This window comes from Oceanisphaera arctica, assembly GCF_002936955.1.
In the GTDB taxonomy this organism is placed as follows: domain Bacteria; phylum Pseudomonadota; class Gammaproteobacteria; order Enterobacterales; family Aeromonadaceae; genus Oceanimonas; species Oceanimonas arctica.
The window spans coordinates 24,990-49,992 of record NZ_MPZM01000021.1; the positions used below are offsets into that span (position 1 = coordinate 24,990).

General features: G+C 60.8%; 21 protein-coding genes and 1 pseudogene. 3 read left to right on the forward strand and 19 right to left on the reverse strand.

All coding sequences use genetic code 11. The features are described 5' to 3' along the window. Positions 1-28: 28 nt before the first annotated feature. The 3 genes from UN63_RS10520 to UN63_RS10530 form a co-directional block, all read right to left on the reverse strand. A complete protein-coding gene (locus UN63_RS10520) occupies positions 29-922 on the reverse strand; it encodes a ribose-phosphate diphosphokinase (protein ID WP_104486718.1) in 894 nt (297 codons plus the stop codon). Next, positions 919-2,427, reverse strand: a complete 1,509-nt coding sequence (locus tag UN63_RS10525) for a thymidine phosphorylase family protein (RefSeq protein ID WP_104486719.1) — start codon at positions 2,425-2,427, stop codon at positions 919-921. Before UN63_RS10525 ends, UN63_RS10520 begins: the two co-directional genes overlap by 4 nt. A 154-nt stretch (positions 2,428-2,581) precedes the next feature. After that, positions 2,582-4,144 carry a BCCT family transporter gene (locus UN63_RS10530; RefSeq protein ID WP_104486720.1) on the reverse strand — a complete coding sequence of 521 codons (1,563 nt, stop codon included), beginning with the start codon at positions 4,142-4,144 and terminating at the stop codon, positions 2,582-2,584. A gap of 177 nt (positions 4,145-4,321) precedes the next feature. Between UN63_RS10530 and UN63_RS10535 the strand changes: the two genes are divergently transcribed. The 3 genes from UN63_RS10535 (at position 4,322) to UN63_RS10545 (ending at position 9,585) form a co-directional block, all read left to right on the forward strand. Further along, positions 4,322-5,056, forward strand: a complete 735-nt coding sequence (locus tag UN63_RS10535) for an endonuclease/exonuclease/phosphatase family protein (RefSeq protein WP_104486721.1) — start codon at positions 4,322-4,324, stop codon at positions 5,054-5,056. A gap of 186 nt (positions 5,057-5,242) precedes the next feature. Then, the gene (locus tag UN63_RS10540) at positions 5,243-7,585 is read left to right on the forward strand and encodes a putative bifunctional diguanylate cyclase/phosphodiesterase (protein ID WP_104486722.1); all 2,343 of its coding nucleotides are present in this window, start codon (positions 5,243-5,245) and stop codon (positions 7,583-7,585) included. Continuing rightward, positions 7,576-9,585 carry a sensor domain-containing diguanylate cyclase gene (locus UN63_RS10545; RefSeq protein ID WP_104486723.1) on the forward strand — a complete coding sequence of 670 codons (2,010 nt, stop codon included), beginning with the start codon at positions 7,576-7,578 and terminating at the stop codon, positions 9,583-9,585. The genes UN63_RS10540 and UN63_RS10545 overlap by 10 nt, the downstream gene beginning before the upstream one ends. Positions 9,586-9,618: 33 nt before the next feature. On the opposite strand, the gene UN63_RS10550 is transcribed toward UN63_RS10545, so the two are convergent. The 16 genes and pseudogenes from UN63_RS10550 to UN63_RS10625 all read right to left on the reverse strand — a co-directional run. Continuing rightward, positions 9,619-10,854, reverse strand: a complete 1,236-nt coding sequence (locus UN63_RS10550) for a glycosyltransferase (protein ID WP_104486724.1) — start codon at positions 10,852-10,854, stop codon at positions 9,619-9,621. Positions 10,855-11,357: 503 nt separating this feature from the next. Next, on the reverse strand, positions 11,358-12,785 hold the full coding sequence (locus tag UN63_RS10555; protein ID WP_104486725.1) for a mannose-1-phosphate guanylyltransferase/mannose-6-phosphate isomerase: 1,428 nt from the start codon (positions 12,783-12,785) through the stop codon (positions 11,358-11,360). A gap of 85 nt (positions 12,786-12,870) precedes the next feature. After that, a pseudogene (locus UN63_RS10560) lies at positions 12,871-13,515 on the reverse strand (pseudouridine synthase); the annotation flags it as partial. 89 nt (positions 13,516-13,604) lie between these two features. Beyond that, positions 13,605-14,027 carry a GNAT family N-acetyltransferase gene (locus UN63_RS10565; protein WP_104486726.1) on the reverse strand — a complete coding sequence of 141 codons (423 nt, stop codon included), beginning with the start codon at positions 14,025-14,027 and terminating at the stop codon, positions 13,605-13,607. 110 nt (positions 14,028-14,137) lie between these two features. Then, a complete protein-coding gene (locus UN63_RS10570) occupies positions 14,138-14,770 on the reverse strand; it encodes a hypothetical protein (RefSeq protein WP_104486727.1) in 633 nt (210 codons plus the stop codon). Between the two features lie 27 nt (positions 14,771-14,797). Then, positions 14,798-16,042 carry a type II secretion system protein GspD gene (locus tag UN63_RS10575; protein WP_104486728.1) on the reverse strand — a complete coding sequence of 415 codons (1,245 nt, stop codon included), beginning with the start codon at positions 16,040-16,042 and terminating at the stop codon, positions 14,798-14,800. A gap of 30 nt (positions 16,043-16,072) precedes the next feature. Next, positions 16,073-16,408 carry a hypothetical protein gene (locus tag UN63_RS10580; RefSeq protein WP_104486729.1) on the reverse strand — a complete coding sequence of 112 codons (336 nt, stop codon included), beginning with the start codon at positions 16,406-16,408 and terminating at the stop codon, positions 16,073-16,075. Then, on the reverse strand, positions 16,405-16,968 hold the full coding sequence (gene pilO / locus UN63_RS10585; protein WP_104486730.1) for a type 4a pilus biogenesis protein PilO: 564 nt from the start codon (positions 16,966-16,968) through the stop codon (positions 16,405-16,407). The genes UN63_RS10580 and pilO overlap by 4 nt, the downstream gene beginning before the upstream one ends. Then, entirely contained in the window at positions 16,965-17,621 is a 657-nt protein-coding gene (locus UN63_RS10590) for a PilN domain-containing protein (protein WP_104486731.1), read from the reverse strand. The genes pilO and UN63_RS10590 overlap by 4 nt, the downstream gene beginning before the upstream one ends. Then, positions 17,614-18,741: a pilus assembly protein PilM gene (gene pilM, locus UN63_RS10595; protein WP_181068227.1), complete on the reverse strand. Its 1,128-nt coding sequence runs from the start codon at positions 18,739-18,741 to the stop codon at positions 17,614-17,616. Before pilM ends, UN63_RS10590 begins: the two co-directional genes overlap by 8 nt. 139 nt (positions 18,742-18,880) lie before the next feature. Beyond that, positions 18,881-21,748, reverse strand: a complete 2,868-nt coding sequence (locus UN63_RS10600) for a DNRLRE domain-containing protein (RefSeq protein WP_104486733.1) — start codon at positions 21,746-21,748, stop codon at positions 18,881-18,883. Beyond that, the gene (locus UN63_RS10605; RefSeq protein WP_104486734.1) at positions 21,745-22,788 is read right to left on the reverse strand and encodes a PilW family protein; all 1,044 of its coding nucleotides are present in this window, start codon (positions 22,786-22,788) and stop codon (positions 21,745-21,747) included. The genes UN63_RS10600 and UN63_RS10605 overlap by 4 nt, the downstream gene beginning before the upstream one ends. Then, positions 22,785-23,216, reverse strand: coding sequence for a type II secretion system protein (locus UN63_RS10610; RefSeq protein WP_104486735.1), 432 nt, complete (start codon positions 23,214-23,216; stop codon positions 22,785-22,787). The genes UN63_RS10605 and UN63_RS10610 overlap by 4 nt, the downstream gene beginning before the upstream one ends. Before the next feature lie 61 nt (positions 23,217-23,277). Beyond that, positions 23,278-23,832 carry a pilus assembly FimT family protein gene (locus UN63_RS10615; RefSeq protein WP_104486736.1) on the reverse strand — a complete coding sequence of 185 codons (555 nt, stop codon included), beginning with the start codon at positions 23,830-23,832 and terminating at the stop codon, positions 23,278-23,280. 19 nt (positions 23,833-23,851) lie between these two features. Beyond that, positions 23,852-24,391 carry a type IV pilin protein gene (locus UN63_RS10620; protein ID WP_181068228.1) on the reverse strand — a complete coding sequence of 180 codons (540 nt, stop codon included), beginning with the start codon at positions 24,389-24,391 and terminating at the stop codon, positions 23,852-23,854. A 164-nt stretch (positions 24,392-24,555) separates the two neighbouring features. Then, on the reverse strand, positions 24,556-25,003 hold a 448-nt coding region (locus UN63_RS10625), incomplete at its 5' end, for a type II secretion system F family protein (protein ID WP_181068229.1).

The window sequence follows — 25,003 nt, forward strand, 5'->3', positions numbered from 1 at the left end:
CGGCTGCCGTGAAGGGCGTGATGAGTGGCTATGAGGCGGCCAGATGTTTCCGGATGGGTGCCAGTAGCAAGGGGCTGAGATCGATGGTGTTGGAGGGGTGGGTAATGGCATTGGTGGTGATCAACCGGCGCAACCCGTTGTCGGTCAGCTGCTGCTCGATGCGGTCGGCAAAGAGGCCGTGAATGGCGGCGCAGTCCACCCGGTTCAGGCCCTGGGCGCGTAATGCCTGCAGGCAGCGCAGCACCGTCTGACCGCTGGAGATCACATCGTCGATGATCAGGGCGGTGTGCCGGTGCCAGGCGGACAGATCCGGCAGCTGGACCGTTACCTGGCGGTCGCCGCTGCGCACCTTGCTGCCGACAACATAATCATGGCCGCTACGCGCGGCGATCTGTGACACCCATTGTTCGCTCTCCGCATCCGGCCCCACCAGCAGCAGCGGCTCTTGCCGCTCACCCAGCCAGTCGGCCAGCAAGGGCGCGGCCTGCACCACAGTGCTCGGCACCCTATAGATTTCGTCCAGACTGTGATAACGATGCAGATGCGGGTCGACCGTGACCAGCCAGTCGACCTGTTGCGACAACAGCCGGGCGAAGGTGCGCGAGGTGACCGCCTCGCCGGAATGAAAGCGGCAGTCCTGGCGCATGTAACACAGATAGGGGGCAACCAGGCCTACCTGGCTGGCGCCCATCTCCTTCAGGGTGTCGCACAAAAAACTCAGGGGCAGAAACTTGTCATCGGGGTGGGACAGGTCCGCCAGCACCAGTACGGGGCGGCCTGTTACCTCGTTGTGGATGCGCAGGTAGCTTTCGCCATCCGGAAAACGGCGCCGTTCCAGCCGGCCGGCGTCGGCGTGCAGGCCCCGGCACAGGGGGGACAGCAGCGGATGCGCGTCATCCAGGGAAAACAGCAAGGGCATCATGGGGCTTCTCCAATCATGAACATATCGTGATTGTTGGCGTAATAGGCCGCCGCATAGTCCAGCTCGCCCCGGCTGTCGGCGTAGAGGGTCAGCAAGGGCTGATGCTGCGCCAGAGCCTGGCCCAGCTTGATATGCAGGCGCAGGCCGGCGGCCGGAGAAATGGGTGCGCCGGCCAGCTTGGCCAGCCGTGACAGGCGCCGGTTGTCCATGGCCAGCAGGGTGCCGCTGTGCCGGGCCCCCAGCTCGAGCTGGTGGGTAGCCTGCGGAATTTGCTTCATTCCGCCCTGGGCGTCGCAAATCTGCTTGAACTGCTCCCAGGCCTGACCCGAAGCCAGTAGCTCCTGTGCCCGGGCCTGAGCGACCTCAAGGGAGGCGCCGCCCGCCAGATTCAGCAGGTTGGCGGCGAGAAACAGCGCCCGCTCGCGCAAGTCGGCAGGAGCCTCGGGCTCGTTGTTGAGCACGGCGAGAATGTCTTGCGCCTCCTGAGCCGGCCCTATGCCATAACCGATGGCTTCGGCGCCATCGGTGATCAGGCAGCGCATATTGAGCCCCAGCGCCTTGCCGACGGTGTCGAACAGGCCGGCCAGGTGTCTGGCCTCGTGCTGACTGCGTACCTTGGCGGTCGGCCCCACGGGAATGTCGATCAGCGCATGGGTGGAGCCGGCGGCCAGCTTCTTGGACAGCACAGAGGCCACCAGCTGACCGACGCCGTCGATGTCCAGCGCGTGCTCGATGCGGATCAGCATGTCGTCGGCGGGGCTGAGGTTGACGGCGCCGCCCCAGGCCAGGCAGGCATTGACCTTGCGTACTGTCTGCTGAATCTGTTCCAGGCTGAGGCGCACCGTGGTCAGCACCTCCATGGTATCGGCGGTACCCGAAGGGGAGGTGATGGCCCGGGACGAGGTCTTGGGCATAACCAGGCCGGCGGCGCTGGCGATGGCCACTACTATGGGCGTGGTTCTGTTGCCGGGCACGCCGCCGATGCAGTGCTTGTCGACCAGTAGCGGGGTGTCGGGCCAGGTCAGCCGTTTGCCGCTGGCCACCATGGCCTGGGTGAGGGCGATGATTTCCTGGGTGTTGAGGCAGTCGACCCCGGCGGTGATGAAGCTGGCAATCTGCATGTCCGAATAACGGTGAGCGGCGATGTCGGCCACTATGTCGTGAATTTCACGGGATGACAGGGTATGGCCGTAGATTTTCTTGCGGACCGCGCTCATGGAATGAAGCAGGGGCGCATGACTGATCTGCACCCGCTCCCCCCCCTTGAGCGCCATCCGTTGCCAGGCGATGTTCGAGAAGCCGATATGATCGGGCGGCAGCACCTTTTCGGTGACCACATTGAGGGTGGCGATGAGGGTGTTGTCTTCCAGACCTATCTGGATGCGGGTATTGGCGTTGAAGCCCTCGGCCCGGCACACCTCGCAGTCGGCACGCATGAACACCACCGGCTCCTGGTGGGTATCTATGCCCATTTCCATGGCAATCAGCGAATGAGAGGCGGACATGGCACCGGCTTCCTGTTAATGGCGGGGAACAGTTCAAGCTTAGTCGGAGCCGGGTACCTTTTTCTGCACGTTATGGCTACATAGGGGGAAAAAGAAAACAAGGGCCATAGCGGCCCTTGTTGTCGTGTCGTTACGTTTCAGAACACAGGGGTGTTCAGGACGCCGGTTTGGTGAGCTCTTCGCTGCGCAGCTTGTGGGTGACGATCCCCTGCTCATAGGCCATGGCGTGGGCCATTCTGGGCCCGGTCCATATGACCGGCAACAGCAGCAGTGACACCGGTGCCGCCGTGATCACTATGAAGGACTGCAGCGCATTGATGCCGCCTTCACCCATTCTCAGCAATACCGCCGCCACCACACCCATGGTCAGGGCCCAGAAGATACGGTCCCGGGTGCGCGGCGTGTGGTCGCCGCTGATGGCCATGGCGATGGAATAGGCCATGGAATCACCGGTGGTGGCCACGAAGATCACCGTCAGTACCAGAAAGGCGGGCACCATCAGCGCCGCCAGGGGCAGCTGCTGGGTTACCGCCAGCAGGGCTGCCGGCAAGCCGCCATCCTGCAAGGGAGCGGAAACCACGCCGGGCAGGGCCTGTTCATAGAAGATGCCGGCGCCGCCTAGGCTGGCAAACCAGAAGTTGGTGACCAGTGGGGCCATGATGGCAACGGCCATCACCAGCTCGCGCAGGGTACGGCCGCGGGAGATGCGGGCGATAAACAGCGCCATCATGGGGCCATAACCGATAAACCAGCCCCAGAAGAACACGGTCCACCAGCCCAGCCAGGCGTCATCCTGCCGGTTGAGCGCCATCGGCATGAAGTCCTGCAGATAAACACCCATGCCGTTGAGGAAGGAATCGATGATAAAGCTGCCGGGGCCGGCCAGCAATATGGTGGCCAGCAAGATCACCGCCAGTACCACGTTGGCGCTGGACAGCCACTGAATGCCCTTTTCAATCCCCGTAGAGGCAGACAGGGTGTAAATAGCGACCAGGCCGCCCAGTATGGCCAGTTGCAGGCCATAGTTGTTTTCCCAGCCCAGTAGCGATTCGAAGCTGAAGCCCAGCTGAGTGGCGAGAAAGCCGATGGGACCTATGGTGCCCGCAGCCACCGCGATAATGGAAACCACATCGGCCAGGGTGCCCAGCCAGTGGGTTTCGATGCGTTCGCCCATCAGCGGATAGAGCAGGGTACGCGGCCGCATGGCCAGCCCCTTGTGATAGTGGGCGTAGACCACCACCACCGCCGACAGGGTGCCGAGAGAAGCCCAAGCCAGAAAGCCCCAGTGCATGAAGCTCTGGGCCAGCGCCGCCGATACCGCCGACACGCCGGATTCGGCATCCGCGAAGTTAGGCGGCGTGGTGATGTAGTGATACATGGGTTCGGCTGCCGACCAGAACACTCCGCCACCGGCCAGTAGGGTACACATGATTACCGCCAGCCAGCGAAAGGTGGAGCTGTCGGGGCGCACATTGCCCCCCAAGCGTATATCACCGTAGCGGGTAAAGCCCAGCACCAGGGCCACTATGAGGTTGGCCAGCATCCAGACCTGCCACAGAGGACCAAACAGATCGACCACCCAGGCGAAGCTGAGATTGATCCAGTGAGTCATTTGTTGCAGGTCGAAAAGGGCGAGCGCTACGAAGAGGAGGAGGAAGCCGCCGCTGAGGCTGGCGACGAGGCGACTTTCGGAAGTTCGGGATTCAGGAGGTTTCATCAATTCACTTTGTTCAATGCATGAACGCGCCAATTGTACAGAAACAGCACTAAAAAGTGAAGTTTGGCCAAAAGTCGGCCAAAAGTGGTGTATTTCAGGCGTAAAGCAGAGGGAAGAATGGCAGCCCCTTCTGCTAAGATGGAATGACATTTTTCCGTCAAGGCAGGATGTTCGCTTATGCTTCGCCCCCGAGTAACGCCGCATCAGCTTGTTCATCAGCATCAGCCGCTGGATGGCAACATGCTGGGCGTGATGTGCTGGAACACCCAGAAGCTGACCCTGAGCCCCGAGTTTCAGCTGTGTCTGACCCAGCTGCTGGCGAAGTTTCCTACCCGGCTGCTGCTGTTGCAGGAAGCCAAGCTGGCCCTGAGCCATCGGCTGCAGCTGGACGGCTGGTCTTATGCGGTATCGCCCAATATTCAGACGCCGTTCCATCTGTTCGGGGTGCTGACCGCCGGTCAGTGCGCCTTCGACGACATTACCGTTCTGCTCAGTCACAACCGGGAGCTGCGCTTCGCCACCCATAAAAGCCAGATCCTCACCCATCATCCCCTGAGTGGTGGCGACACCCTGCTGGTGGCCAATATTCACGCCATCAACTTCGTGCGCCACGGGCAGTTTTACCACGAGATTGCCGTGCTCCGGCAGGCCTTGCTGCAGCACAAGGGGCCGCTGATCGTCGCCGGCGACTTCAACGTCTGGAGCCGCTCCCGGCGCCTTTATCTGGCCCAGTTCTGCCGGGCCATGGGGCTGAAGCAGGCGGTGATGGAAGACGCGCAGCACATCAAGAGCTACCTGCGCCAGCCGCTGGACTTTATCTTCTACCGGGACTTGACCCTGCACTCCGCCACCGCCATCAATACCCCCACGGTGTCGGACCACAACCCCATCTACGCGCAGTTCTCGCGCTGAGTTGAGTGAACCAGCCAGAAGAATGTAAGGCAGCGAACCACCTGGTGGATCCCGAGGGGATTCACGGCTGATTGACCCGGAACAATGAAAGTTGCCGGAAAATATGCTCATATACTCGGCCGTCATTTTTCATAATCGACATATTTCCGCACTGTGTATCGTCCAGGACCCAGGAGGCCCTCTTTTTTGATTATCCACCTTGTTCAAAATGCGGCCTTGCTGCTGTCGTTGTGCTGGCTGCAATCGCTCAATCACCGTTTCTGGGACAGGAACTATAGCGCCGCACAATTGATGTCCGGCCTGCTGTTCGGCTTTACCTGTGTGATTGGCATGATGATAGCCCTCGAGCCGGAGAGCGGTCTGATATTCGATGCCCGCAGCGTGGTACTGAGCATGGCCGCGCTGTTTGGCGGCGCCCTGGTTTCGGGTATCGCCGGCCTGATCGCGGCTGCCTATCGCCTCTGGCTGGGCGGCGCCGGCATGTGGGGAGGCCTGGGTGATATAGTGCTGTCCGTGTTACTGGGATTGGGGTACCGATATTTCCACCTGCGCGGCAAGGTCGGCAGGGGACCCGGGGCGCTGCTGATCTTCGGCCTGCTCGTGCATATCCTGATGCTGTTACTGTTTAACCTGCAGCCCATATCCAATGCCGCATGGCAAGCCAGTGTATCCATGCTGCTGGTGATGCCCGTTGCCACCGTCTGGCTGGGCTGGATGCTCGCAGACATAGCACGGCGGGGTCGTGACGAGCGGGAGCTGAACATCGCCGCCACCGCCTTCGAGACCCGGCAGGGAATGCTGGTTACCGACCCGAGTAGCCGCATTCTGCGGTGTAATCAGGCATTCAGTGCCATCACAGGTTACAGTGCCGAGGAGGTTGTCGGCAAAAAAGCCAGCCTGCTCAGCTCCGGGCGCCATGATGCCGCCTTCTACCAGGCGATGTGGCAGCAGCTAGCGGCAACAGACCGCTGGCAGGGCGAGGTATGGAACCGGCGCAAGAACGGCGAAATATACCCCGAATGGCTGTCGATCAGCGCGGTGCGTAACCCCCGGGGCCAACTCACCCACTATGTGGCATCGATGGACGACATCACCGAACGCAAGGCCGCCGAGGCACGCATCCAGCATCTCGCGCTCTTCGATGCGCTGACCGGCCTGGCCAACCGCAGCCTGTTGCTCGACCGGGTGCAGTACGCCATGAACACGGGCGCACGCAGCGGCCAGTATGCAGCCCTGCTGTTTCTCGACCTCGACGGCTTCAAGAGTATCAACGACCTGCATGGCCACCACACCGGTGACCAGTTGTTACGCCTGGTCGCCGAACGCCTCGGTGACGCGACATTCGCCAGCGATACGGTGGCGCGGCTCGGTGCCGACGAGTTTGTGGTGATGATCGAGAGTCTGGCCGGCGAGCACCAGGAGGCCGCCACCCAGGCCGAGCAGTTTGCCAAGGAGCTGCTGATCACACTGGGCAAGTTCTACCAGCTCGATGCACTCAAACTGCACATCGGTGCCAGCATTGGTGTGACCTTGTTCAACGACGACTCCAGCACCGCCAGCGAGCTGATACAGCAGGCCGAGCTGGCCATACATCAGGCCAAGGCGGCGGGCAAGAATACCATGCGTTTCTTTGATCCGGCCATGCAGAAGGCGGTCAGTGCGCGGCTACGCCTGGAAGAAGACATTCGCCGGGGGTTGCAGGCCGAAGAGTTCATCCCCTACCTGCAGCCGCAGCTGGATGAGGCCGGCCGCGTGGTCGGTGCCGAAGTACTGGCGCGCTGGCAGCATCCCCGGCGCGGCCTGCTCGGTCCGGGGGTCTTTATCGAGGTGGCCGAACAGGCCGGGCTGGTCGAGCAGGTAGACTTTCAGATGCTGCGCCAAGCCTGCCATCGGCTGGCAGTGTGGCGACAATCGCCTGCTACCGCCTCGCTCAGCCTGGCGGTCAACCTCAGCGCCCGGCTGCTCTATCAAGCCGATTTCGTCGACAAGCTGCTCCAGCTGCTGGAGCTGAGCGGTGCCGATCCGTATCGGCTGAAGCTGGAACTGACCGAAACCATGCTGCTCGACGACATGCCGGCGGCCGTTGCCCGCATGCACCAACTCAGGGAACATGGCATACGCTTTTCGATTGATGACATCGGCACCGGCTATTCGTCGCTGGCCTATCTGCAGACACTGCCGCTGGATCAGTTGAAGATTGACCAGTCCTTCGTGCGCGAGCTGCCAGAAAACGGCAACAGCCTGGCGATTATCCGGGCCATCTGTGCACTGGCGGGCAGCCTGCAGCTGGAGGTGATTGCCGAAGGTGTGGAGACGGAGGAGCAACACAAGCAGTTGCAGGATATTGGCTGCCGGCATTTTCAGGGTTATCTGTTTGGCCGGCCCATGCCGCTGGACGAGTTCGAACGCCGAGTGACGATGGCACCGGAGGAAGAGCCGCAGAGGGCCTTGTCATGCCCAGGCAGATCAGAGTTGCATGCGAGAGCCGGGGAAGCCAGCACAGAGCGGGACGTTAAGCCATGTTGCTGAATCACGGCAGGGTGCTGCTACCTTATATGGCGATGATGGTTCTGGCCGAGCTGATGCTCATGCTGATGATGGAGTGGCTCGGGCTGGACATTCTGGGATTCTGGCTGGTTGCGGTGTTTGATGCCACTGCCATGTCTCTGACGGCCATTATCCTGCTCTTCTGCCTGACGAGTCGTGACCAGGACCATGGCGGTGTACTCAGGCCCGATGCCCAGTTGAAGGCCGGGGCGATCGTGTTTGTGACCGAGCTGCTGATCATGCTGCTGTTTCCGCTGGCTGCTCATGGCTGGCCGCAGGCCCTGCTTGATGCCGCCTTACTGTCTGCCGTCAGCGGTTTTCTGATTTACTGGCAGGTTTTGCTGCCCTTGCAGCGCAGCCAGAAGACTCAAGCCTCCGAGGCCTCTTCATCCATTGTCTGGGGAGCGCTGTTCACGTATCTGAGTTTGATGACCTGTGCCGGCATCATACTGTTCTCCGTCTATCAGCAACAGCAGCAGCAACGATATGAGGAGGTCGGTGCGGCTGAAATGTACCATCTCGACGGCGTCAGGCAGGAACTGCTGGCCAACCTGCACGAGGCGGCCCTCGACATCATCCTGCTTGCCGGCCAGGCGGAACGGTTTGTTACTCAAACCGGGCTCGGCTTCGACGAGCAGCAGCTGGCTGCCGATTACCTGACTTACCTTAAGGTGAGGCGCCACTATGCCCAGTTGCGACTGATTGACCGTCAGGGCGAGGAGCAGATCCGCGTGGAGCGCGCTCAGGACAAACCGGTAGCGATACCCGCCGAAAAACGCCAGAACAAGCGGCAGCGTGATTATTTCGGCAAGGCCATGCAGGCGGCCAGGGGTGAAATTTACATCTCGGGGGTGGATCTGAATATTGAACATGGCCAGGTAGAGATACCAAGCAATCCTGTCATTCGGCTGGCGACGCCCTTTTTCGATGAGGCAGGCAGCAAGCAGGGCATCGTTATCGTCAACCTGATGGCGGAGCGTTTGCTGGAGGGCTTGTCCAGGCAGAGACAGCCTCTGCGGGGGCGGCTGATGCTGTTGCACCATGAGGGCTTCTGGTTGTATGGCGTTGAAGAAGCGCGGCGTTGGGGCTTTGTGCTTGACGAGCGGCGTCAGCACAGCTTTGCCAGCAGTCACCCCGCCGTCTGGGAACAGATGCAGGGGCAGCCTGAAGGATTTATCCGGGCCCCCGAGGGGCTTTATGCCTACCAGAAGCTGACTGCGCGCGATCACTCGGGGCTCGGCGCCATGGCGTCCGACGAGGCCGGGCTGCAGCCGCCTCAGTGGTGGCTGATCTCCGTTGTCGACAGCAGCGTCTTCGCACAGGACATGGCCAGGATCCGCAATCTGCTGTTGGTGATTTCGCTGTTCTTTGCCGTGCTGACCGCCATCGGTATTCTGTTGTTCTGCCACACCCTGAACAAGCGGATAGAGGCGGAGCGCAAGCTGCATCAGCAGGCAAATTTCGACTTTCTCACCGGGCTGGCGAATCGGGCTCTGTTCACTCGTACCCTGGACGGGGAACTGCAGCGCAGCCGGCGCAGCGGTGTCGACGCGGCGCTGTTTTATATGGATCTGGATAACTTCAAGCCGATTAATGACAGGCTTGGCCATGACGCCGGCGATACCGCACTGAAAGAAGTTGCGCGACGGTTGCAGCACAGTGTGCGACCTTACGATACGGTGGCTCGCATGGGCGGTGACGAATTTGCCATTCTGGCGTCCGGCCCGCTCAGATCGGGGGATATCGACACCCTGGCCAGGCGCATCCTGGACGCCTTTGTGCCGCCCGTCGAGGTTGCCGGTCAGCGGTGTCAGCTGGGCGTCAGTATCGGTATTACCCTGTTGCACCAGGGGGTCCGTCACCACGATCAGGCACTGGCCGCAGCCGACAGCGCCATGTATAAAGTCAAACAGTCCGGCAAGCAGGGGTTCTTAGTGGTGCCGGCACTCTCGGTGTCGAAAGATACGGATGATATGGCATAAACCGGGTTGAGCGGTGCCCTGGTCGTAACGGACTCAGCCCCTGAGGGCCCCGGCGTTCTTGGCGGCAATCCACTGGGACATGTATTTGGTGCTCATCATGCTGTGGTGGCGGAGCATGCTGCCGGTGAAGTTGTGCAGCCGGTGCTCGTCCAGACTGGCCGCCGTGTCCTGAATGCGTTCGATCAGTCGCGCACCCAGCATCTTCCCGTCATAACGGCTGTGTAGCAGCTCGGTACCCTGCCGCTGCGCGACCTGCCAGGCTTGCTCATCCTTGTATAACGCCACTGCCGCCGCAGCGAACGAGTCGGCATCATCGGCGATCATGCCGGGCCAAGGCGCATCGCCGTGCATGCCTTCGCTGCCAATTGGTGTGGTGATGCTCGGTGTCTGCATCATCATGGCATCCAGCAGTTTGCCCTTGATGCCGGCGCCGAAACGCAGCGGTGCCAGGCAGATGCGCGCCTGTTCGATCACCACAAAGGCATCAATCGCCCAGCCCTTGATCAGAAAGCCGGTTTTGGGGTTGTGCAGCGCCGTGGCCTTGGGTGGCGGGTAAGAGCCGTAAATGTGCAGTTCGGCCTCGGGCAGCTGCTTGCGGATCAGCGGCCAGATCTGTTGCAGGTAGAGCACCGCATCCCAGTTGGGGGCGTGACGGAAGTTGCCGATGGTCATGAAGTGCCGACGGCTCGCATAATCGGCGGTCTGAGCGGGAAGGCGCTCCAGATTGACCATGAAGGGCAGATGATGCAGCAGGCGGCTATCTACTTTGAAGCGCTCTTGCAGCAGCGCCATTTCAAAGTCCGAAATAATCAGCGACAGGTCGCAGCGCAAAATGGCGGCGATTTCCCGTCGGGCGATGTCATTGAACAGGTCGGCGGTGGTCATGGCCTGGCCCGCCTTGTGCGCCTGATGGCGCGCATGACGCAGGCACTGCAAGTCTTCGGTATCCAGTATTCTGAGCGCCCGGGGGCAGTTTTTCTCGACCCGCCAGCCGAACTGTTCTTCCATCATGAAACGATCGAACATAACGATATCCGGCCCGTATTCGGCGACATAGGCATCGAAACTGTCGCAATTGAGCGCTATGCTCCGGCTGGAAATACCCTCGGCGGCCAGGTCGACCATGTGCTCGGTACGTTGAGCCGGGGTGGCGAACTCCACCTGCCAGCCCTGCTGTTTATACAGCCGCAAAATAGACAACATGTGGCTGCCGGCGGCGGAAGAATTGGGCTCGGGCCAGACATAGCCAATCACCAGTACTTTTTTCATGTCATTGTTTTCCTGTCGTCACCTGATGAAGGTGTTCGGATTTATCACTGTGCTGTGTTCTGCTGTGTTCTGCTGTGTTCTGCTGTGTTCTGCTGTGTTCTGCTGTAGTCAAAGAGGAAACAGGGTTGCCTCCTCCGACAAGCTTCGGTGAAATGTCACTTACCAATCCCGAACAAAGGGCCCGCTCCGCCGACCCGCTCAAGCACCTCCCTGTGACGCTCAGCACATGACATCCCTGTCATGTGATGGTCGGCGGAGCAGATCCCTTTGTCCTCCTTGATGCAGCAGAGTCGCCTGTTGGCACTGTCTGCAGGCAACTCGGTGTATCAGAAGAGGAAACAGAGATTGCCTCCCACGACCGCGAAATGCCAGGGCCGGAAAATGCTCCTGCCGTTCCGGCATTCCCGCCATCCCTGGCGGTCAGATGGCATTTGTCGAGCGTCACATGGATGTGCTTGAGCGTGTCGGGGGAGATGACCCCTGTTGTCTCTTTGCACTCCAGCTCAGCCCCTACCGTAGTGGTCTTCAAAGCGGACTATGTCGTCTTCGCCCAGATAGGTGCCGGACTGCACCTCTATCAGCTCCAGCGGTATTTTGCCCGGATTCTCCAGCGCGTGCTGCTGCCCCAGAGGAATGTACACCGACTGATTTTCGGTGAGCAGCCGGGTCTGATCGCCCTGAGTAACCCGGGCGGTGCCGCTGACCACCACCCAGTGCTCGGCCCTGTGATGATGCATCTGCAACGACAGGCGGGCACCGGGATTAACGGTAATGCGCTTCACCTGATAACGTTTGCCGCTGTCGATGGCATCGAACTTTCCCCAGGGACGATAACACTCGCGGTGGATGATGTGCTCTTTGCGGCCCTGTGCCTCGAGTTGCTCCACCAGCCGCTTTACGTCCTGCTCTTTGCCCTTGTGAGCGACCAGCACCGCATCCTTGGTTTCGACTATCACCAGATTCTCTACCCCCAGTGCGGCGACCAGGCGGCTTTCGGCATGGATCAGGCAGTTGTCGACCCCTTCGGTCAGCACGTCGCCGCAGAGGGTGTTGCCCTGTTCGTCCCGGCCCAGCACCCCGGCCAGCGCCGACCAGGAGCCAACGTCGCTCCAGCCCGCCTCCAGCGGCACCATGGCGGCGGAAGTAGTGTGCTCCATCACCCCATAGTCGACCGAAATATCCGGGCAGGTGGCAAAGGCCTCGGCGTCGAGCCGGATAAAGTCGAGATCCCGCTCGCTGCCGGCCAGTGCCGCCTGGCAGGCGGCCAACACCTCGGGCTGAAAGCGCGCCAGCTCCTGCAAATAACGTTTGGCCTGAAACAGGAAGATGCCGCTGTTCCAGTCATAATCGCCGGCGGCCAGATAAGCCTCGGCCCTTGCCCGATCCGGTTTTTCGACAAACTGCGCCACCTCGAAGCTGCCGCTTTGGCCGATGGCCGTGCCCCTGTGCAGATAGCCATAACCGGTTTCCGCACGGGTAGGCGGAATGCCGAAAGTCACCAGCTTGCCCGCCCGAGCCAGGGGCAGGGCCGCATTCACGGCGGCATGAAAGGCAGCCACATCCTCGATGGCATGGTCGGCGGGCAGCGCCAGCAACACGGCGTCTTCCGCTTGTTCACCGGCAGTCTGTTCACTGGAAAATAGCGCCGCCAGGGCGATGGCCGGCGCCGTGTTGCGGCCCACCGGCTCCAGCATGATTTGCGCCTGCAGCCCCTTCATCTGTCGCACCTGTTCGGCGGCCAGAAAGCGATGTTGTTCGTTGCAGAGCAGCAGGGGCGGTGCCGAACTCAGTCCGTCCAGCCGCTTGAGGGTGGCCTGCAGCATCGACAGCGATTCTTCTATCAGTGGCAGGAACTGCTTGGGGTGCTGCTGGCGCGACAGGGGCCAGAGGCGGGAGCCATGGCCGCCGGCCAAGATAACGGGGAACAGCATGGGCTCCTCCTTCTGATGGGTTTGCGGGGCTTGGGCTTGGATTTGGTTCAAAACAGCCGACTTCATCTGTTATCAGGTGACGCCAGTGACCCGACGGAATATCCAGGCGAACACCCCCTATCTGCTCCCGGTGCAGGCTGACCACCCGGTTGCCGACCGCCGCAAACATGCGTTTGACCTGATGAAAGCGGCCTTCGGTAATGGTGAGCAGCACCTCTCTGGGGCCGACGGATTCCAGTCTGGCCGGCAGGGTGGGGGAGGTTTCGCCCTGCAACAGCAGGCCCTGGGCAAAGCTGGTGGCCACTTCTTCTGCCAGCGGGTCCCGCAGGCCGACCCGGTACGTTTTTTCACATTGTTGCTGCGGCCGTATGATATTGAACGACCAGCGGCCGTCGTCGGTGAGCAGCACCAGACCCGTGGTGTCCGCATCCAGCCGGCCGACGATGTGCAGATCACAGGCCCGATCGATATCCAGCCGATGAAACAGCGACGGATAGACACCGTCCACGTTCGAGCACAGGGTGCCGGCCGGTTTGTGCATCATGAGGTAACGGGAGGGGCGAGCGACCAGACGCTGTCCGGCAAGGGTAATGCAGTTGTTTTCATGTACCTGGGTCGCCTCATCGGTTACCGCTGCCCCGTTGACGAAGATCTCGCCGGCATGGATGACCCGTCTGGCCTCGGTTCGGCTCAGCTCGGTACTCTTGCAGATGAATTTATCGAGGCGCATGGCAGGTCACGTTGGCAACAAAGAGCGCCATTATCGCACAGGCGGCATCGAAAACGATGTCGCTTCATGGCCGCTGCGCCAGGGGCTGTTCAGACTAACGACTTTTCCATGGCCAGATGCGGGATCCCTGCATCCATAAACTCGTCACCATAAGGCGTAAAGCCCAGCTTGGTATAGAAGTCGACGGCGTGTGTCTGGGCGCCCAGATACACCCTCGGATAACCCCGGCGTGCCGCTTCGTCCACCAGCGCCTGCACCACGCGGCCGCCCAGCCCCAGGCCCCGATAGTCCCGCAAAATCGCGATGCGACCGATATGACCATCGTCCAGCATGCGGCCGGTACCTACATATTTACCATCTACCGCCACCAGCACCTGCATGGCCGACGCATCCAGGCCATCGAACTCCAGCTCGGGAGAGACCCCCTGTTCCTGCATGAATACCGCCTCGCGGATGGCGCGAATGTGTGGCTGGTGTTCGTTGTCGTAGGCGATGATGTTGACGTTCTGCATTGGTTATCCTTTAAAAGTGCCCAAAAGTGTGAAAATTACGTGTTTCCTAAGCCGTCCGGCCGCTGTTTTTGCCGCCTGCGCGGCAACCTTGTTGGCATGCCGCTCCGGGTTTATCTGCGGCCCTGTTTCTCCCGGGGCAACACCCTGGCAAGCGCATCCATAAAGCGGCTGGCGCTGTGCAGCAGCCGTTTGAACTCGTGGACGTCATCCGGCAGGCCGATGATGGAATATATCAGCTTGTCGTCATAGGTGCGGATGTCGCTCAGCCGGTTTGTTTTCTGCTCCGCCCAGAATAACAAATCGACCGCTATGTGGTCGGCCAGAAGCCGGTGCATCCGTTCATCGTCATTGGTGCGTATGACAAGGCGGTTTTTCAGCCGACCCGTGTCGAGGGTGCTGGCTTGCCGGAAGCCAATCCATTCATCCACCCGGGTGGTGATGGTTCGCGGCCGGATGCGAAAATCGAAATCATGTGGCGGCAGGCCCTTGAACAACACGTATGTGTACTCGATGGACTGACCGTCGATGCCCGTGGACGCGCTGGACACTTCCACCTCGATGCCGGAATGGGAATACAGGAGTTGCGGCATCAGAAACGGACTGTTCGAGGTCACAACGCCATTGGTTTCTGCGGCCAGCCGTTTCAGCATGGGGGTTATGTGGCGTGTTGCCCGGCCATGCAGTATCCAGCCTAGCAGCAGGCCACACAGGATGATCAGACTCACGAGAACAGCGGTACTCATCTCTTCAACTCTCCCGGTCTGAATGTATCAGGGTGAGATGCTCATCGACAGCTTCGTCGCAGAGGCGGGTGGCGGCATGCCATCCTGAACCAGATAAGGGGTGATCAGCACCACGGTTTCGGTCTGCACGTCCGTATAGGTTGACTGCTTGAACAAGCGTCCCAGCAAGGGGATATGCATCAGGATAGGCACGCCCTTGACCCCTTCTTCGGTGGTTTGTCGGATCAGCCCACCGATAAATACCGTCTGACCGCTGTTGACCAGCATCTGGGTGGTGACCTCGGTGGTACTCTGAGAGGGAATTCCCTGCTGATTGACGGTTCCGGTGCTGACCTCGGGGTGGATCTGCAGCAGGATCCGGTTGGCTTCGTCGACCGCCGGTTTGACCTTGAGGATCACGCCGGACTCAAGAAAATCGATGCTTTCGGTGGTGATCTGGTTGATGGTGGTGGTGACCTTGAACCCCTGGCGGTCGCCGATGACAGTGCTGGCTTCCCGGTCTTCCAGTGCCAGTATCTTGGGCGTCGAGACGGTATGCAGCCGGTTCTTGGTTTGCAGGGCGTTGAAGAAAACCTCCAGGTTCGGCGTGACCAGATCGATGAAAATGCCGTCGGTACCCGGCACCAGCCCGGAGGTGCCGACGATACCCTCGCCACCTTTAAAGAGCTTGGCCCAGTCGATGCCGAAGACATCGGAGTCGGTCAGGGTAACGTCGAAAATTTTGGCTTCAATCAGTATCTGTCGTGGCTGACGGTCGATTTCCGCGAGCAGTTCGCCGATGCGTTCGAGAAATTCCGGCTTGTCTTCCACCACCAGCAGGCCGCGCTCCGGCAGGGCGGTGATATTGCCGTAGCTGGAAATATACTTGCTCAGAATATCCATAATGGCGACCGGGTCCGAATACTGGACCTTGAATGTTTTCAGCCTGGTCAGGTTGTTGTAGCTGTATTTGCCGACATCTTCGCGCTTGCGAATGAAATAACTCCCATGGCGACGCTCCACCACGAAGTTTGCCGACTCGGCGATCATCTGAATGGCATTGGATACTTCGACCTCGTAGAGGTTGACCGATACCTCACCCGATACCCCGGTCGCCAGCATGATATTCAATTTCTGCTGACGCGAGAGCATGTCCATGACTTCGGCAATGTCGACATTGTTGACGTTGAGAGACACCGTTTTGGCCAGCGCGGCCGGGCTGATGAAAACGAGAATGGGAATAAGAAAGGGGATCAGGCGCTTGATGGCCGGAGAAAGATGAATCATAGGCATAGTGATTGAAGCTCCTGCTTCTCTATTGCGTTATCGGGACGTCCGTTCCTTGAGAGAGATACGATATCTGTTTGAGCCTTTTTCGAACAGGGTTTCTTCCTGAGTGACTGAAATCAATCGATATCCGTCGAATTCGTCACCGAGTGCCAGTATGGTGCCGTCGATATTGGCCAGCGAGGTATCACCGGCCACCAGCAGGGCGCGCAGCGTGAAGCTGGGGGCCGGCTCGGCCTGCGTCGTCGTGGCGCGGGCCGGCGACTCGGTCTGTGGCCTGACAAAAGGATCCCGCAATGGCATGCCGGTGTCTGCCAGGGCGGTGGTCGCGAGCAGCCAGAGGCTGAGTGGGTAGAGAGGCTTCATGTTCATGATTCCGCCTTGTAGGCCACTATGGTGAGCTTGATATCGATGCGGGTGTCATCGTTCTGGGTACGGACCGGCCTCATGTCGAAGGCGGAGATGACCACAAAACCGAGTTGGTCGTTCAGTTCACGGTTCCAGCGATAAAAGTCCATGTAGCTGCCACTGAGCTCGATATCGAAAATCAGCTCCTGAAATACGTCGATACGGCTGCCCGTGCGAGGCACCAGACTGGTCAGCTGCATCCGGTTTTTCCAGGAAAGATTCTGCAGCGACTCGATAATATGGCTGCCAAGCTGCTTGGCCGGGCGCTGAGCCATGTCGCCGTGAATGGTGCGCCGCAGGGTTTCCACCTCGGTGCGGAGTTGGTCGAGCTGGCTGCCGAGCTGTTGCCCCTCCGGCAGCGACCCCTGGTGCAGCATCAGGGTGTCTCTCGCCACACCGTAACGTTTCAGCTCCGGCAGCAGCAGGTAGGTGACCAGCGCAACCAGCAGCAAGAGACCGCCCCCGGCCAGCGTCAGCAGCAAGGTTCTTGATGGATTCCCATCGAACTTTATGTCCGGTTTCATGGTGCCTCCCCCGAGCTGAGTCGTGCGGTTAATTCAAAGTCCAGCACCTCGCCACTGGTGTAGCGGCGCAGACTGGTACGGCTCAGATTGACCTCGGCAACCTGGGGCTGTTCGGACAGCTGGCGCAAAAAATGAGACAGCGCCCGGTGATCGTCCGACTGACCGCGAAGCGTCATGTTCATGTCCAGCTTCAGCGCTTCCTGCCGGGTGGCGGAACTGTCTTCGGCCTTTATCAGGATGAAATACCCCTGAGTCGAGGTACCCGGTGGCTTGTCGACCAGGCTGCTGGCCCGCCGAAAGCTCCATTCCTGAAACCAGACCGGGTTGTCACCCAGCGCCTTGTCGACGGCATCAAACAGATCGGACACAGCCACACCGCTGCGCAGGCCTTCGAGAAAACGCAATTCTCGCTGCAGGGAGCCCTTGGCCTTGATCAGTTCCTGCAGCTGGTTTTGCTGGTAGCGAATGTCGTTCTGCTGCTGCTGCATGGCGAAGATCCGGTTTTCTTGCCGGTCGTTATGACGTGACAGCAGCAATACGGCAAGCATCAGCAGCAGTATGGTCGCCGCCAGTATCGCGAAGCCGAAAAAGCATCGACGTATCATCAGCCGGCCGGCGCGGTAGTCCGGCGGAATGAGATCCAGTTCATGCATGGGGTGTCAGCTCCTTCAGTGCCAGGCCGGTGGCAATACAGAGATCCTGCTGGCCATCCGGTGTGTGCCACCGCTCCCCCTGAAATGCGCCCAGCGGGTCCGGATAGTGTGCCGGAATCTCGATCAGGCCCTGCAGGTGCTCGCGCAGGCCGTTCCAGCGGGCCAGGCTGCCGAACAGATAAAGGTTGTGCACCGGCTGACCATGCAGCTCCGAGGCGGCATAGATCAGGGTTCGGTGGATCTCGTCCTTGAGCTGCATCAGGTCGGGCAGCAGTATGTCCAGGGCCAGTGCCCGAGCCTTGTCGTTGCAGGGCCGGGCGGTAGACCAGTGTTCCGACTGACCATCGGTATCGGCCGAACACATCAGGGCCCGGGCCTGCAGGCTGGAGATATCCAGCTCCGAGGCCAATCGCTTGAGCAGAGCGGCTTCGCCGAAACCGATGCTGTGGTCAATCACCAGACGCCGGCCCGCAATCATGGTCAGGTAGCTGTTGTCGTTGCCAAAATTGATCACCAGGCTGTTACGGTCCGGAACATGGCCATTGAGCCAGAGGATCAGACGGCTGATGGCGGTTTGACCGATTTCAACCGAGGCCACGTCCAGCCCGGCCCGGCGCAGCAGCTCCAGGTAGTCGATCACCTCGCTGCGGCGGGCCATGGCGATTAGTACCAGTCGTTCGGGCCTGTCATCGGTGGTGCGGATCGGTACATAGTCGACGATCAGATCCTCGAGTCGTTCGTTCAGCCGCTGGGCCAGGGTGGTCAGTATGATGTCGGTTTCATCCTGGCCGGGCTTGAGCTGATAGCTCAGCGACAGGGTTTTGACCTTGTCTGCGGGCAGCAGTGTGCTGACGCGCCGGCCGCGAAAGGGATGCTGTTTGAACGCGTTGGCCAACATGGCTTTCAGGCTCTGTGGCGAGGCCAGCAGGGTATCCCGGTCGGCTGGGTAGGGGAGCGAGCAGGCCGCCTGCAGAATAGGCGACGCGCCAGGGGTCTGCGACTTGAACTGGGCCAGGTTGAGGCGGTTCAGTGACAGTTCAAGCCCGATGGTATGGGTACGGGGTCGCCTGAACCAGGTGGCAACCGGCATGTTAAATGCCATGGATTTGGGTATAGCCATAGCCATACTTCCTCTCGTCAAACATGGGCATAGCCATAGACATAGTCATACTTCCTGTTGTCAAACATGGGCACGACCCGAGCAGAGGCCAAAGAGGCCGGTGCCGGGGCAAGCGCCGGACGGGAGGCAGAGCCGCGTGTCACTGGCCATAGACAATAACCAGCTGTGGTGCATGAGTGCCCTCCCGGGAGTAGAATTCGAGGCCATTTTTGTTCGGAACATCGGCGATGATCTGCACGCCGTGATTGGGGGAAACGCCGCCCGGCCACTCCTTCACCAGCCCTGTGACATCGAATTCATACCAGCCGGTATCGGCAATGGGCAGAGAGGCCACCACCGTCGGATCGTAGCTGCCGCCTGGCCCCGCGCTCCAGTTGTGGCTGCCGTCGCGGCTGAGCCAGCTGGCGCCCTGTTCGGTCCAGCTTTCCATGATGCGGTGTACCTGCAGGTTCCAGCTCTGGTTGCCGACGCGGGTGTGGGCGTACAGGCGTAGCTTGGCGCTGTCGACCAGGGCATCGGCCGGCAGGTCGCCGAGGTCGAAGCGCAGCAGGGTCGCCCGCCGATAGCCCTTGTTATCCATGGCAACCTGGAGGCCGGGCTCGCTGCCCATATTGTTGGTCTGGTTGCTTTCGAGGATGAAGGTGTCGCCGGCGGGGGGCAGGATGATTTGTCGGGTGTCGTCCTGGTTCGTGCGGGTAAGCAGCCAGTATCGATCGTCGGGGTGGCTGCCAAACACATGGGCGCAGGTCTGCGGGTCGATGGCCGCCGAGGTGGGTTTGGAGATACCGAACCCGCCTATCGGGTAGCCATCCAGCCAGGCGCCCTGTGCCGAGTAAAGGTGCGCGTAACCGAGGGTGATGTCGGTGACCCAGAACTGGTCGGTGTCGGGCAGGTGGGCGATACCTTCCATGCTGCCGCTGTAGTTTGAGGGTGCCCCCGGCTTGACGATGAGGTCGCGACTCTGTACCAGAGTGAAATCCTGCGCGATGATGAAAAGCCGGTTTGTGGCTTTATCGACAAGCGCGATATGGCCGTCATGACTGCCGCCCTTGATGTAGCTGGCGCCGCGCAGATCGGATGCAAAGTCGACCGACACAGTTCTATAGCTGCTGCCTGGCGGCAGGGTCGGGTCAATCAGGTAGATCCTGCCAGCCTTGACCGCCAGCAGCTTACCGGCCAGCTCTCCCGAGGGTACATAGGCCACGCCCTCGAGGCCGGACAGGCCGGTGGTGAAGGTATCGTCGAGCAGTTGGCCTGCGTGGTCGAGCAGCACCAGCCGGCCGGAGCCGCCCACCGCGACCCAGCCGCCACTGGCCGGTACTGTTGTGCCATTGAACGGCATGCCTTCCGGCACCGGGGTGATGCCGGTGTTGTAGCGGTAGGCCTGCCCCGTTGTGCTGAATTCGCCGGCAACGCTGTCGGGAATGAACAAGGCACTGCAGGACTGGGGTTCGGGCGCCGTGCATTGGGCGCCGCAGGGGCAGTGATAGCGGATGGTCAGTTTCGGCCGCAGGGCGGCCGTGGCGTGGTTGCTGCTGCTGAAGTCCGCATGGTTGACGCCGGGGCTGCCCAGCAGCATCAGGCCGTAGTTGTTCTGAGTGCCCGCGACCCAGTCGCCGACCAGGGCGGTGATGTCCCATTGGGTGGCTCCCGGGGCGAGCGGGTCAATCACGGCGCTGGTGATTGCCGTGGGGTCGACATCGCCACCGGGGCTGGTCCAGTTGACCGACGTTCGGGCCTGGTTCCAGTTGGCCTGGGTCTGATGCCAGTCACGGGTGACCCGGTGCAGATCGATGGCGGCGATGCTACCTGACCCTATGCCTTCGAGGTTCATCTCCAGGGTCGCAGAGGTGATCAGTGCGGCAGTCGGGATGCCGGAAAGGTCAAAGTTCAGCAGGCCACGTTTCTGAACGTTGGTCTTGTTGCTGATACGCATTTCGGGCACGGCCCCCCAGTTGGTGCCGGGGGAGCCGTCATCGAGATAGGTGTCTTTGCCGGCGGCGGCGGCAGGCTGCAGCACCAGGCTGGTACCGGTCGCGCCGGCGTCGCAGGGGCAGGCGTAGGTCAGCACCATTCGTGGGCGCAGGCTGGCGTCGGTGTGCTCTTTCGAGGCGAAGCGCGGGGCTGAGAGTAGGCCGGTTTTCAACAGCAGGCCGTAGTTGACGTCGGTGCCGTCGAGCCAGCGTGAGACCTGGGGGGCAATATTCCAGCTGACCCAGCCGGGGGCCAGGCGGGCCGACGCGCTGGCAATGGGCGTGGCCTGATGATCGCCACCCGGGCTGCTCCAGCCATTGTTGCCATCATGGGTATTCCAGGTGGCGCCGTTCGGGCTGCCTGTGCCCTGGCCGGTGCCTTCCACCCAGCTGCGGGTGACCCTGTGTGCCGTCAGGCTACCGCCGAGACTGAGCGTATTGAGCTGATAGAGCTGCAGTTCGGCGCCGATCAGACGAACCCCGCTGGGCAGGGCCGAGAGGTCGAAGTTCAGCAGGCTGCGGCGGGTCCAGCTCAACAGGCCGCTGAGTTGCAGCTCGTAGTTGCCGAAATTCTGGTTTTGGTAGAACTTGTCGAGCAGGACGTCGCCCCCCGGGTCCGTGCCCAGCACCAGGGTCTGGGTGATCGGTGACTCGTAGGTATCGACCGCGTCACGACTGATACTGTAGCGGCTGCCGTCGGCCAGCAGGGCGCTGGCGGTGATGCTGACGGGTGAGCCACCGGTGGGGCTGATCACCGTGCTGTAGCTGTGGCTGCCGAACGCTTGATTGCCGAGGCTGGGATAGGCGGTGCAGTTGGCCTGCTGTGCCTGCCAAAAGGCATGGTTGAGGCCGGCTTCGGCCACATAACGCGCCTCGGTTCTGTTTGCCTCGCCGCGGCTACCGGCCAGATGCAGAGCTGTGTCGTGGCTGAGCAGATAGGAGATACTGGCCAGCAAGGCCAGGGTGATCACCACCGGCAGCAGCAGGTAGCCGCGCTGGTGACGCCGGTGCCGGTGCCGATAGTTGCGATTCACAGTCCACCTCCCAGCCGCACCCGGCGCTGCAGGCTGATGCTGTTATCGGCATCATGGGTCAGCGTCAGGGTGATATCCACCAGCTGGGCGCGACCGCCACCCAGGGGCACCCGCTCGATTCTCAGCAGGGTCACGCCTTCGGTAAGCACGCTTTCGGTAAAGTCGCGACCATCCACTTGGCTGTCGCCGTTCTGGTCGCTGAAGGCCGGCCAGCGTTCGATCAGCTGGCTGCCGTTGAGGTAATAGACCACCGGCTCGAAGTTGTCTTCCCCGGCCAGCCCGTCTTCGTCATCGTCATGATTGATGATTCCTTCATCGATAAGGCCATCGAAGTCGTCGTCGATGCCGGCCAGGCCTGGCTTCTGATCATTGTTCATATCGGCCGGCATATCCTCGTCGATGCTGCCGTCGCCATCCTGATCGCCGTTCCCCTGGGGGTCATCACCGTCGCTGCCCTGCTCGTCGTTGTCTCTGGCCGGATTGATGGCCGAGGACTCGTCGACGCTGCCATCGCCATCGTCGTCGATGCCGATGATGCCGGGGGCGCCGTCGAGCGTATTATCGGCATCGAGATCTTCGTCGATGCGCTCGGCTTCGCCCGGGTCGCGCTGCCCGTTATTGTTGCGGTCGAGAAAGTCCTTGTCGTTGTTGGCGTCGGCCCAGCCATCGCCATCGAGATCCTGACGCGGGCTCAGGGTCACCGCCAGCAGCGCTGTGGCCAGGGTGCTGCTGCCTTCGGGGGGCAAGGCAGGCACCGTCTCTACGCGAATATGCTCGGACCAGCTGGTGCCGGGGTTGTCGGCCAGCGGCAACAGCAGACGACGGCTGTTCTGCACCGACTCGGCCATGCGTGCCAGTGCAAAGCGGGCCTCATGAGCCAGGGTATTTTTTGTCTGGCCTTCGCTCTGCAGTTCGAGAGCGGAGCCGACCAGGCCGCCGAGCCCGGCCATCAGCAGCGAGAGTATCGCCACGGCACCGAGCAGCTCGGGCAGGGTCAGACCCTGCTGGCGCAGACGAGAGGCAACTGCGAGCGGCTTCATTGGCTGACCAGGGTTTCCAGGGACTGGGCTGTGCCTGCCAGTTCGACCCTGAGCCACAACAGACCGGTGTCGGCGCTGGCAAAGAGATCGCCGGTTTCTCCGTCATAAAAGGCCAGATACACCTGACGTTGCAGACTGCGGCCATCGCTGCTGACCACGCTGTCGGACAGGCTGCTGGGCGTTGTGGTGCCGGCCACGGCGGCACCGAGCTGGCCGTAGTCGCTGGCCAGTAGCTGCTCCATCTTGCCGGCCAGCAAGGGCCTGTCTATGTTCTGTTGTTTGTTGATGGCGGCCCCCTGGCTGCCGGATTGCAGGGCCTCCATGGCCGGCACCAGGCTCAGGCCGATGATAAAGGTCGCGATCAGGGCCTCGAGATAGGAAAACCCTCGTTGGGACGACGACCTTGTGTATCCTGTTCTGCTGTCCATGCGCGCACTCTTTGTTGTTGTTTTGTTTTTGTTGTTCTTGTGTTTGTTCTTGCCATGGGGATCACTGCCGGGTGATCCGACCGGTTATGGGGGCGACATTCAGCTGCTGTTGATGGTTGCCGTCGCTCAGTGTGACGGTGCCGCTGACCAGCAACCGCGGCGTGATGCCATCCAGATAGCGGGGTTCGCCGCTGGCCAGAAAGCCGATGTCCTGCTGGCTGCCGGCGACGCCCTGATAGACGAAGGTCGCCTCGTCGAGCCGGACTGGCTGGTAGCGGGCATCGGTGGCGAAGCTGACATCATAGAGCTGCTTGTCGAGCGGATGATAGACATCGAACACCACCACCGGCGAGGGGCCGGAATCGTCGATGCGGTACACCCGCAGCCGCTGGGTGGCGGTGTTCAGCAGAACACCGTGCTCGGCCCCGCTGCGCCGCGCTTCGCTCTGGGCAAAGCGGATGGCGCCAGCCACCTCGACCGCGGCCAGCTCCACCCGCTCCGGCCCCAGCGCCGTCAGCGAGGGCATCACCACCAGCGCCAGGGCGCCAAGCAGGGTGACCACCAGCAGCAGCTCGGCCAGGCTCTTGCCCCGAAGCCGCACCGGCACCACCGACATGGCTATCACCAATCACCAATCACAGGTCGTCATGATCTTCATGATTGATGAGGATCTTGCCTGTTAACGGGTCTAGCTTCCATCCACCTGCAGTTGTACCGGTTGCGTTCATGTTGAGGTCGCCACTCGTTGCGGCGTCAAGCACAACCAGTACGTTATTATTGGTGAATGGATCACCGGGCAGCGTTGTTTTCTTGTAATAGGGCCCGAAATCATAACCGCCGCCACTTTTTGAACAGGCCACACCCTCGCCATCGGTATAAAGAGTCAGCTGTGAGATGGCTGCAGAGGCTGAATGGGCAGCGCCTGTGCCGGCCGTACTACCATTACCACAGCCCGTGGCTAATTTGGCACCTGGATATTCCCCGTGCTGCTGGTAATAGAGGTCGATAACCGAGCGCAGGTTGGACAGGCTGCTCTGGGCAGACGCGGTTTTGGCATCGTCGGTGGAGGCACTGAACTGCGGTATGACGATGGCGGCCAGAATCGACAGTATGATTACCACAATCAAGAGTTCAATCAGGGTAAAGCCTTGTACTAGCTTCTTTTTTATGTTCATGGTACAGCCTCTTTTTATTAACATTAGCGCATGAAGGTGTGCATATGGGTCTTTTGTTTTCACTGTAGTCAAAGGCCTGAAAATCTCCATTAAAGGACAGGGTTATTGATGCATTGACGGCCCTCCGTTTTCATATCTGTTTCATACCTGTTCGGGCGGGCCACTCAGTGTGCGACCCGGGACAGCTTGAAGATTGGCAGGATCAGCGAGCTGACCAATACCCCGACGACCAGCCCCATCACCAGCAACATCAGCGGCTCAGCGAGCTTGGTCAGGGTGTTCAGGTGCTTGCGCAGTTCCCTTTCATAATGTTCGGTCAGGCGCAGCATGACCTTGGGCAGGTTGCCCGTGTCTTCGCCGGTACGCAGCAGCTGACGCGCCAGAGAGGGTATCCAGGCGGCCTTTTCAAAGCCGTAGGACAAGCCCTTGCCTTCGGTGACATTCTGCTGCAGCTGGCCGATAAACTGTTGAAACTGTCGGTTGCCGACCACATCGCGGGTGGCGTCCAGCGCGGTAACCAGAGGCACACCGTGACTGAGCGACAGCCCCAGCACCCGCAACGACTCGGTCAGATAGAGGCGGATATAAAAGCCGCGGATGCCGGGAAGCGTC